This is a genomic window from Nostoc sp. (assembly GCF_036917235.1).
Lineage (GTDB): Bacteria > Cyanobacteriota > Cyanobacteriia > Cyanobacteriales > Nostocaceae > Nostoc.
In genome coordinates, this window is sequence record NZ_JBALDU010000053.1 from 137046 (window position 1) to 147294 (window position 10249).

Genomic DNA, 10249 nt, shown 5'->3' on the forward strand with positions numbered 1-10249 from the left:
TTTCCACAATTAAGCCGATACATAACATTAGTGGAATTAAACGCCCATGACTAGCGCGATCGATAAGAACAGTCAGATGGAAGCAGAAGCCTGGGAATTATTAGAAGATTCCGTAATTTATTACCAGGGAAAACCCATTGGGACTGTAGCCGCCAAAGATGCGGAGGCAGATGCACTCAATTATGACCAGTGCTTCCTCCGCGATTTTGTCCCTTCAGCCTTGGTGTTTCTCATGTATGGGAAAGCAGAGATTGTGCGTAACTTCCTAGTAGAAACACTGAAATTACAAAGTCATGAAAAGCAGATAGACTGCTTTGAACCAGGAGCGGGATTAATGCCTGCCAGTTTCAAAGTACATTCTAAGGGGAATGAGGAATTTTTGGTCGCTGATTTTGGTGAACTAGCGATCGGTCGTGTTCCCCCGATTGATTCTTGTATGTGGTGGATTCTCTTGCTACGCGCTTATGAAAAAACTACAGGCGATTTGTCACTAGCGCGTCAGCCAGATTTTCAAGCCGGAATCAAACTAATTTTGGATCTTTGCTTGGTACATCGGTTTTCCATGTACCCAACAATGTTAGTTCCCGATGGCGCGTTTATGATTGACCGTCGCATGGGAGTTTACGAACATCCTTTAGAAATTCAGGTGTTATTCTACGCGTCTTTGAGGGCTGCTGGTGAATTGCTGTTACCAGATGGGGATGGCGATAGCTACCTTGGCAAAGTCAATAGGCGATTGGGATCTTTGAAATATCATATCCGCAACTATTATTGGCTAGACCTGAAGCGATTGGGAGAAATCTATCGTTACAAAGATAACGAATTTGGTAAAGAAATTGTTAATAAATTCAACATCAATTCAGAATCAATTCCTAGTTGGTTGACCGAGTGGTTGCCCGAAACTGGAGGATATTTAGCCGGAAATCTGGGGCCGGGACGGATAGATTTTCGCTTTTTTGCGCTGGGAAATCTGATGGCAATTTTAACTTCCTTAGCCGGCGAAAAAGAATCTCAAAGCATTATGAATTTATTTGCCCAACGTTGGCAAGACTTAATCGGCTATATGCCTGTTAAAATTTGCTTTCCCGCAATGGATGGTTTAGAGTGGAGAATTGTTACAGGATGTGACTCTAAAAACAGGGCTTGGTCTTATCACAACGGCGGTAACTGGCCGGTTTTACTATGGTTATTTACTGGTGCGGCACTAAAAGCAGGTCGAACAGAGCTTGCTCAAGCAGCGATCGCTATTGCCGAAAGGCGTTTATTTAAAGATAAATTCCCTGAATACTACGATGGCAATAATGGTCGTTTAATTGGCAAAGAAGCCCGAATTTATCAAACTTGGAGCATTGCCGGATTGCTAGCTGCTAAAAGGCTTGTGGAAAATCCAGAGTACTTAGAATTAATCAGTTTTGCAGAGGGTCTGGAAGTCCCAGGCTGTAGCCTGTAGGTAGATTGTCTTGACGGCGATTCATCGCGTCTCTTGCCTTAACCAAAGAGTATTAGGTAGTGAATACTTGGCAAAGTTTGGCTCCAAAAATGATTTAGTGGTGTAATTATACAGGGTGTTTCTACTAACCAGTACAACTTGGTGTAAATCCAGCTACCATCTCAATTCGGCAGACAATAGGCAGACAAGTTGTTTTGAGCAACTAGTTAAAGGTAGGCAAACTTCCGGCTGTACCAGCTATACTGACATAACATTACAAGCGGCCAAACTTTTGGTAAGTATAAGTTAGCAAATAGTATGTTTGTACCAAAAAAATCCTGATTAAAAGGTTCCAGCGATCGCACAGCCTGCTTCTCTATCCAAGTTTACACCAACGAATGACCCTGCCTCTGAATACCCTTTTCAAATACCCGATAACTGATACACTATATTGTAAGAGGTATCTGAAGTGTCATACTTAGTAATATCACCAGATAGTCTTTGCATAATTAGCACGTTTTAACGTGTATTAACCATGAAAACTACTTCAGATTTAATTCTAGAATTTGAAAAACTATTCAGACAAAAATTACAACTAAATAATTGTAAACTTAGAAAGAAAAGACAAGAGAATAATTATGAAATTATTACTCCAGCTAAAGACATCTTTTTGATGTATTGGTCTGAATTCCCGGAAGTTCACTTAATATATCAGGCTGTAGGGGTACGCACTCAGCAGACTAGTGTTTATGAACGAGCTATCCGCTCCCACATTAGTTCTAGTTTGAGTAGTATTCAGGAGAATCCTCACTCTGAATCACCATTATTGGTGCAATAGCTGAAACTCAGATAACACAGACAATATTTACTAAGCTCTCGCCAGTTTTGTTATATAACTGACGAGAGTTGATTGCAGAAAATGTGTTGATCGAAAGATAAAAATGCAATCCGAAAAAAATCAAGATCAGCTAGATTATAAAGCCTTGTTAGCCAATGCAAAGCAAGCCTTAAAAGTTGAATATCAAAAATCAGCCGCTTTAGCATCCCAACTAAAAGCCATCAAAACTCAGTTAGAACAAGTTCTGGCTGAAAACAAAATTCTGAGAGAAAGTGCCTATGAAGATGTAGTTAAGCACTTTGAGGCGCGTACTCAAGCAGCAGAAGCACTGGCACTAAAAACAGAAGTACGCCAAAAATTCCTGGAAGCCAATGGTTGTAAGGACGATGAGAGCTTCGATGCTCTATGGGATATTATTAAAAATAAGATTCAGATCCAAGACAGTGAAGTGAGAATCGTTGCTCAAAATGGCACTCCTAAATTCACCTTAACAGGCAGCATGATGACTTTGAGAGATTTTATTCAATCCCTCAAACAAGATCCAATCTCTGGAAAATTTTTCTTGAGCTAGAGAGCCAAATTCATAAAAGCCTCTCGCTAAAAGCGGACTAAAGATTGTAGTCAAAAGTTATTTATCTTCATCTCCTAGCGGTCGTTCCACTCCCAAACAATGCGCTCCAACGATTACAACAGAGGTTGATGCAGGCAAAAGATGTTGCACTGTAGTTATTACCTTGAAATAACGTTATATAACGATACAGATGACACCACAAGATGCACGACAATACGCACCAGCAACCGAGCGTAACCGCGAATCAATTCTAGAAGTACTTTTACAAGTGTTGCCGGAGAGCGGCACTATTTTAGAAATAGCAAGTGGTACTGGTGAACACGCAGTCTTTTTTGCATCCAGGCTCAGAGATTATCTGTGGCTCCCAACCGATGTAAATCCACAATCAAGAGCTAGCATTATTTCATGGACTGAACACAATGTATGTGATAACGTTTATGCACCGCTTGAACTAGATGCAAAAGAACCAGTTTGGGCTGTGGAAAATGGTGGATTTGATTGGCTGAATACGAAGCCAATTGTCGCCATCGTCAACATTAATATGATTCACATTTCACCTTGGTCAGCCTGTCTGGGGTTAATGGCAGGGGCAGGTCGTATCTTAAAAGCAGGAGGTATCCTCTATTTGTATGGCCCCTTCAAACAAGGTGGAGAACATACAGCTGCGAGTAATGCAGCTTTTGACGAATATTTACGCACTGAAAACCCAGAGTGGGGTGTGCGTAACTTGGATGATGTCGTAGCAGTAGCTAGGGCACAAAATCTGATCTTGCAACAGATTTACCAAATGCCAGCTAATAATCTTTCAGTAGTATTTCAACGTTCTACTTAGTGATTGATTTTTATTGGGCTAAAATACCATACGTTTGGGTTAAGGGTTATTGGTGTAAATAATTGGTCTTTCAAGACGCGATAAATCGCGTCTCTACATTAGGGTTTGACCATTGTTTGCGTAAATCCTGAGTTAATTGAACGCTATCTGAGTAAGCAAGTCTTTATTTTCTTCTTACCGCCGACTGCGAAAACCCCTGCATACCATTAACTTGGTCAAAGAGTACATCGTATTTATCAAACAAGGCGATTCCAGGATTTACAAATATAGTTAGTTCTGATTGTGGCGAGATACTCAAATTCCAGCGATTAAATCCGTCACGGGTTCCTGGTGTCAAACTGTAATCAAAAATGCCATTAATTCCTACTTTCACAGCATTTGCTGACCCTAATACTCCGGGTTTGAGTTTACCTGCTGTAGAAGCTGACTTGAATTCAGTCAAACCATTAATAGTTCCAGTATCAGCGATCGCTCTGCTATTACACAAATTTTTTGCAGAACTCCCAGCAAGAGTTAAACAAACTTTGCTCAGTCGAGAATCCCATCTTTTACCGGGTACACCATTAATTTCGGGTTGTTGACTCCAAGAAGCCATTTTGAAACCTGCTTGATTCTCGGCAGTTAAACCGAGAATAAGGCTGCCATTTTTGTTACTACCATCATTACCAACGACAATAAATCCGTTACTCAGATTTCCTGATAATTTTCTTAACGGGTTATAGGGAAGTGATTTTTCAAAATAGTTAACACCGATAATTCCCGAAAATGGTACACCACTATTTGCTGAACACTTAGGTTTTTGAGCAGTACATTGGCGACTAGTAACAACCTGTACGGGAACAGGTTCGGCGGTGGGAATCAAACCAAACCGGACATTAGTGTAAACTAATTCTCCTTCCAGGATAGTACCATCACTTAATACTTCCTTGATATTTTGACCTGTTCTTTGGATCGGAGAATTACCTAAAAACTCTTTGGGAACTCTTAGCCCTGCTGACCCTGTATCTAATAAAATACGTTTTGGTTGACCATTTGCGATCGCAACTTCTAAAAAATAACCGCGAATACGTTGCCCAAGGGAAGGTTTTGGATATAAAGGTAAGCTTACGGTGTTAAAAGTTGGCTTGCGAGTTGTATTTTGCGAGATATCGCGCAACGCTGAATTTGGGAAAAGAGCCGCAAATGCCGACTGGCGTTGCGCTGCTGGTTCAGGGGCAATATCCCAAAGGCTTTCGTAGTAGAAAAAGCCGATACCTAAACCGCGTTGTTGCGCTGCTTCTACCTGGGATTGGATTTGTGGTATAGAAACTGGGCGATTTCGTAACCCCGCCATAATACCAATACCAGTTGGAATGATTTGTTGGGTTTCTAAAATTTCTGGGCGGGTAATTTGAGCGATAAAACTTTCCAAATCATTACGGTACACCTGCATAACCAACTCATCGACAATACCCAACCGTACCCAGTTGAGCCAATCTTGGAGTTGCATTTTATATGCAAAATTATAGTAATTAGGAGCAACTGAAAAAATGGCATTCGGTTTTTTGGCTTTCACGGTTTGGTAAAGGTCTACCATGAAGGCAGTAATTTTATCTGCCCGCCATTTTATCCATGCTTGGGCTTGGGGATTGGGTGGTGGAGGATTGCCAGTTTCTTGAGTATATAGACTTATCGTGTACTTATCGTAACCAAAATCCACAGGTAAACTCGTATGGTCGTCAAATTGAACGCCATCAGCATCGTATTTAGCGATCACTTCCATGACAAGTTCCCTGATAAAATTTTGCACTTCCGGGTGAAAGGGATTCAACCACGCTACTTCACCCGCAGCACTAATTGAAGTTTGAGTCCCATCCCCTTTTTGGGTTAGCCAATCTGGATGCTGCGATGCAAGTTCCGAAGTTAGAGGAACCATAAAACCAAATTCAAACCAGGGTATTGCCAGTAACCCTTGGCTGCGGGCTTGAGTAATAATGTCTGCAATTACATCTTGTCCATCTGTTCCCTTGAAGAAAAAAGGGATACCCATTTTCTGCATGATGGCACTGGGGTATTGTGTATAACCATCATTCCAAACTACGGGATAAACAGTATTAAAGTTTAACTGCCGCAGTTGGCTCATAGCTGCTTGCACCTGTGAACGATTTCTAAAAACGCTAAAATCGTTACCACTTAGCCATACTCCCCGAATTTCCTGACGAGGTAGTTGGGCAACGGCAGGGGCAAAGCTGTTTAGTAGCAATACTAGAAAGAATGATATCAGACATAATAATGGCAGCAGACGCTTTTTCAAAAGCCACGGCGCTGTCTGTTGACTTGTTACCTGTAGCTTACTTAGACCTACTAGTACTCGTCTGTGTACAGGCTTAAATAGTAAATTAGTTAGAGTTGCATTAATTTCTCTACTTTTTTCCCAAAACTGAGTTGTCATTACTTCTGCTTACTAAATGAGGTTAATTGGTTATATTTAATACCATATAAATGTTAAATTACTACATCAGAAAAACTGATGCAGTAATTTAGCTGCAAGATAGTTGACGCAGTTATAAGGTTAGTGGTGCCAAATAGAAATGTTTCAAATTTAAGCTGTAATCGAGTACCTTGGGGAATGTTTGATATGGGTGGGTTAGCTGTGGTTTTTAGCGTGGGTACACTCTTGCCTATACGCTGGTCTTCAGGTGGATAACTATAAATTAGATATGTTTTGATTTTCGTGCTGACTTTGGCGGCGTTCGGTGTGCGCCAAAATATTTCTCACTCCGGTAACGCAACCACACCCGCAACACTTGCGGAATCTGGTCTTTTTGTTCCTTAGTCAGAGTGTTATAAAGGGCTAAAGCGCGATCGCGTTCGCCCCGACAAGCAGCATTGTTGTGAGCATCCCAATAGCTGCGGGCTACTCGAATCCGCCGACAGACTTCTTTAATCAGTGCGTCTCCCGTAAGTGGAGTGTCTTGCTTGGTCATACTCAAATGCTGTAATTTTACAATGCGATCGTAGCGAGTCAGATTTATCTTGACACTTCAAATTTCAAGCTGGCTGATTTCATTGAGTTAATTCATTGCTGTTCCTCATGGTTATCCAATCAGATGAGAGGTAGAGCGAGAAAACGTTGAATTTTAAGGATAAACATCACTTTCAATACTTGTCGGGTTTTGGGGAAAAGGGAAAGAAAAAACCTTTAACCCAACCCCAGTAAGCTTTTTCCCAAACCCAATTCTGAGTTCAAAATGCACAAAGGGAGTAGCATTGACATCACTTTACCATTTATGTCATCCGGTATATGTGTGCGAGCCGCAGTAGTGATTAACTAAAGCATTAGGAAAATGACTGTATTAATTGAGTTTAAGCTAAAGGGAATCAATAAAAGCCCTTTGACTTGCTTTTTGATCGCATTTATCTACAGTCTCACTGCGTGCATTTTTCAGCCTTGAGAGTTTTTAACAAGCTCACTAAGCTGTTATGCTGCCATCTTCAGGCATCTCTAGTAGAAATCAACCTGTATTAGGAAGTGGGCAATGCATATTGGATTTCTGAACCCTCAAGGCAATTTTGATTCAAACAATAGTCATATAACGAAACACCCAGATTTTGGGGGTCAGCTGATCTACGTTAAGCAACTCGCCATAGCCATAGCTCAAATGGGTCATAAAGTTGATATTCTCACCCGTCAAATCATTGACCCAGAGTGGCCAGAGTTTGCCGAAGTGATTGACACTTATCCAGGGATCGATAACGTCCGCATTATCCGCTTACTAACTGGGCCAAAAGAATTTCTCCCTAAAGAGTTGTTATGGCCTCATCTGGTCGCTGATTGGGTACCCAACATCTTGAAGTTTTATCAAGAGCAAGGTGGCTTACCCGATGCTATGACTGCTCACTACGGCGATGGAGGACTGTGTGGCGCTCTAATTGAAGAAGAGACAGGCATACCTTTTACCTTTACTGCTCATTCTCTCGGCGCTCAAAAGATGGACAAACTGGAAGTCACCCCAGAAAATCTGCCAGAAATAGACGGGCAATTTAATTTCAGATATCGCATTTTAGCCGAATGCCTGAGCATGAATCGCTCGGCCATTAATATCACTAGTACACAACAAGAACGCTTTGGGCAGTATTCTCATCAAGTTTATAGTGGTGCAGTGGATGTAGACAACGACAACCGCTTTGCAGTAATTCCACCGGGAGCAGATTTCTCGATTTTCGGTGCAAAGGCACGTTCCGAAAATGAGGAAGCTACCAAAGAGTTCATTCAGGAGCGATTAGTACGGGACATTGCAGAAACCCGTCGAGATTTGCCCGTCATCATAGCATCTAGTCGATTAGAGCTTAAAAAAAACATATTGGGGCTAGTGCAAGCCTTTGCCATGAGTCCAACACTTCAGGAACGAGCTAACTTGGTGCTACTTACAGGGGGTCTAGACAATCCTTTACAAGAGGAAACTAGTGACAGCATGGCTGAAGAGGTATTAGCCCCCATTCGGGAAGTGGTCAAAGAAAACGACTTGTGGGGCAAAATCAGTGCCTTTGGCTTGTCAGCTCAGTCTCAAGAGTCACTGGCAGCAACCTATCGGTTTTTGGTTAAACGCCGCTCTGTATTTGCGTTGACTGCACTCTACGAACCCTTTGGGCTTGCTCCCTTAGAAGCAGCAGCTGCTGGTTTACCAGTGGTAGCAACTAAGAACGGTGGCCCCAGTGAGAGCTTGCGACAGGGAAATAAGGAATATGGCGTACTCGTTGACCCAGAAGATCCTGCTGATATTGCACGGGGCTTGGAGCGGTTGCTATGTGATGCTCAGGAGTGGGAGTATTTTGCCCAAGCTGGTCAGCAACGGGTGCTGAAGACTTACACTTGGGAATCTACTGCTGAAAACTACCTGTCTTTGCTTGAGCAAATTCTGTCTTTACCAGAAACCCGCCCTCGTACTGAACTCCTTCCCATCCATCCCTACTTCCGTAATCCAGAATCGCAAACTGATGTTTTTTTGGAAGAATTGGGCGAACTCTACTTTGGATCTAATCAAAAGGTACTAAGCAATGCAGATTAAATAAAGTGCAAAACTGGGGTCAAAGCGGAAGTTCTTGCAGGGAAGGCGGAAGTTGCTACAGACTGCGCGAAACACCGAAACGTCTTGGCGGAAGTTCTTGCAGGGAAGGCGGAAGTTGCTACAGACTGCGCAAAACACCGAAACGTTTTGGCGGAAGTTCTTGCAGGGAAGGCGGAAGTTGCTACAGGCTGCGCGAAACACTGAAACGTCTTGGCGGAAGTTCTTGCAGGGAAGGCGGAAGTTGCTACAGACTGCGCGAAACACCGAAACGTCAACCCTGGAGCAATATTTTTTGATGGATGCTAAATGTGGAATTCAGGCAGCTATGAGCAGCCAGCGCAAAATGTGCTGACTGCTTCAGAAAACTGCTGGTTTTGTTCCATCAATGCCATGTGTCCACCTGGTTTTAGGGTGACTCGTTCAGAATAAGGTAATTCTGCTTTCATGCGATCGCTCGCCACAGGTTTAGTTGCTATATCTGAAGCCCCACACATTACCAATACAGGAACGTTAATAGTTGCAAGTGTGTCTGTTTCGTCAAACTTCAACATTCCCAGTGTGCCACGAGCCAGAACACCAGGCGAACCCAATGCTGATAATAGACTGGCAAAACTTAGTTGACCGCGTGTTTCAGTACCCGTAAATCCAGATAGTTCGACGGTGATATACAGCGAACCATTGAAATACGAAAGCCAAGTCATCAACCAAAAAACCGGCCACAGCACGATAGTCAGGTACAACACAGGTTCGAGTAGCGGTTTCTGTAATTTCCGTACCAGATTGCTAAAGATGCAAGTTTTTACCGGATTGGTGTAAGTAGTATCTACAAGAATTAAGCCAGCTACCCGACTCCCTAATTGCTCTGGAAACAGGCGACAAAATGTCAGGTTAATCATTCCACCCATGCTGTGTCCCACCAAGATAACAGGTTTATCTCCTGCTATGGCAATTACAGCTTCCAAGTCACGGGCATATTTTTCTATAGAGTGATCGTTGTTTTTCGGTTTAGCGGATTTTCCTAACCCTGGTAGATCCCAAACAATTACTCGGAAGCGATCGCTTAGTTGTAGTTTGGCATAATACCATATAGTACTGTTTGGCCCCCAACCGTGTGACAAAATAATTGGTTGACCATCTTCAGGGCCAAAAAACTCTACTTGCAACACGCTCCCATCTGGACGTGGTAAGCGCTGCACGGTTTTGCTACGCATAAACTTGGGTTCCTGTTTTCCAGGACGGCGTAGCAGTGGCAAACTGATAAAACGACCTCCAAAAGTCCACAGAACCATTACTAGTCCAGCCACCAAGTAGGATGTTCCTACAAGTTCTCTTTCGTACCACTCATAGAGAATGTAGATTCCCCCACCAAGTACCCCAACAGACAGCAATTGAACCAGCCATACAAGTAGAAAATTATGAGGCATGAATATCATAAGCCTAGGGCGTGTCATCAATTAGGTAAAGTGGAATAAGAACAGGTGAAGAAAGATAAATAACAGGAAAAAGATGACGCGCCGATATGCACTACGAG

General features: G+C 42.6%; 8 protein-coding genes. 5 read left to right on the top strand and 3 right to left on the bottom strand.

The features are described from left to right. Nucleotides 1–46: 46 nt before the first annotated feature. From V7K44_RS16965 to V7K44_RS16980, 4 genes are all read left to right on the top strand, one after another. Nucleotides 47–1450, top strand: coding sequence for a glycoside hydrolase 100 family protein (locus tag V7K44_RS16965; RefSeq protein ID WP_334933103.1), 1404 nt, complete (start codon nt 47–49; stop codon nt 1448–1450). A 514-nt stretch (nt 1451–1964) separates the two neighbouring features. Continuing rightward, entirely contained in the window at nt 1965–2267 is a 303-nt protein-coding gene (locus tag V7K44_RS16970) for a hypothetical protein (protein WP_334933104.1), read from the top strand. A 103-nt stretch (nt 2268–2370) separates the two neighbouring features. Further along, complete coding sequence (locus V7K44_RS16975) at nt 2371–2838, top strand: hypothetical protein (protein WP_334933105.1); 468 nt, start codon at nt 2371–2373, stop codon at nt 2836–2838. Between the two features lie 190 nt (nt 2839–3028). Then, nucleotides 3029–3670, top strand: a complete 642-nt coding sequence (locus V7K44_RS16980) for a DUF938 domain-containing protein (protein ID WP_334933106.1) — start codon at nt 3029–3031, stop codon at nt 3668–3670. A gap of 163 nt (nt 3671–3833) precedes the next feature. Here the strand turns inward: V7K44_RS16980 and V7K44_RS16985 are convergent, their stop codons facing one another. Together V7K44_RS16985 and V7K44_RS16990 are read right to left on the bottom strand one after the other, a co-directional pair. Continuing rightward, nucleotides 3834–6101: a family 10 glycosylhydrolase gene (locus V7K44_RS16985; RefSeq protein WP_334933107.1), complete on the bottom strand. Its 2268-nt coding sequence runs from the start codon at nt 6099–6101 to the stop codon at nt 3834–3836. A 262-nt stretch (nt 6102–6363) separates the two neighbouring features. Further along, on the bottom strand, nt 6364–6636 hold the full coding sequence (locus V7K44_RS16990; protein ID WP_099102095.1) for a Precorrin-3B methylase: 273 nt from the start codon (nt 6634–6636) through the stop codon (nt 6364–6366). 552 nt (nt 6637–7188) lie between these two features. Here V7K44_RS16990 and V7K44_RS16995 point away from each other — a divergent pair. Beyond that, the gene (locus V7K44_RS16995; RefSeq protein WP_334933108.1) at nt 7189–8718 is read left to right on the top strand and encodes a glycosyltransferase; all 1530 of its coding nucleotides are present in this window, start codon (nt 7189–7191) and stop codon (nt 8716–8718) included. A 323-nt stretch (nt 8719–9041) separates the two neighbouring features. Here V7K44_RS16995 and V7K44_RS17000 read toward each other — a convergent pair whose 3' ends face one another. Further along, complete coding sequence (locus tag V7K44_RS17000; RefSeq protein WP_334933109.1) at nt 9042–10142, bottom strand: alpha/beta fold hydrolase; 1101 nt, start codon at nt 10140–10142, stop codon at nt 9042–9044. Nucleotides 10143–10249: the final 107 nt, after the last annotated feature.

What these genes read in the sequence shown, in the direction of transcription:
- V7K44_RS16965 (WP_334933103.1), top strand. Translation starts at nt 47, where the DNA reads ATGACTAGCGCGATCGATAAGAACAGTCAGATGGAAGCAGAAGCCTGG.
- V7K44_RS16970 (WP_334933104.1), top strand. Translation starts at nt 1,965, where the DNA reads ATGAAAACTACTTCAGATTTAATTCTAGAATTTGAAAAACTATTCAGA.
- V7K44_RS16975 (WP_334933105.1), top strand. Translation starts at nt 2,371, where the DNA reads ATGCAATCCGAAAAAAATCAAGATCAGCTAGATTATAAAGCCTTGTTA.
- V7K44_RS16980 (WP_334933106.1), top strand. Translation starts at nt 3,029, where the DNA reads ATGACACCACAAGATGCACGACAATACGCACCAGCAACCGAGCGTAAC.
- V7K44_RS16985 (WP_334933107.1), bottom strand. Translation starts at nt 6,101, where the DNA reads ATGACAACTCAGTTTTGGGAAAAAAGTAGAGAAATTAATGCAACTCTA.
- V7K44_RS16990 (WP_099102095.1), bottom strand. Translation starts at nt 6,636, where the DNA reads ATGACCAAGCAAGACACTCCACTTACGGGAGACGCACTGATTAAAGAA.
- V7K44_RS16995 (WP_334933108.1), top strand. Translation starts at nt 7,189, where the DNA reads ATGCATATTGGATTTCTGAACCCTCAAGGCAATTTTGATTCAAACAAT.
- V7K44_RS17000 (WP_334933109.1), bottom strand. Translation starts at nt 10,142, where the DNA reads ATGCCTCATAATTTTCTACTTGTATGGCTGGTTCAATTGCTGTCTGTT.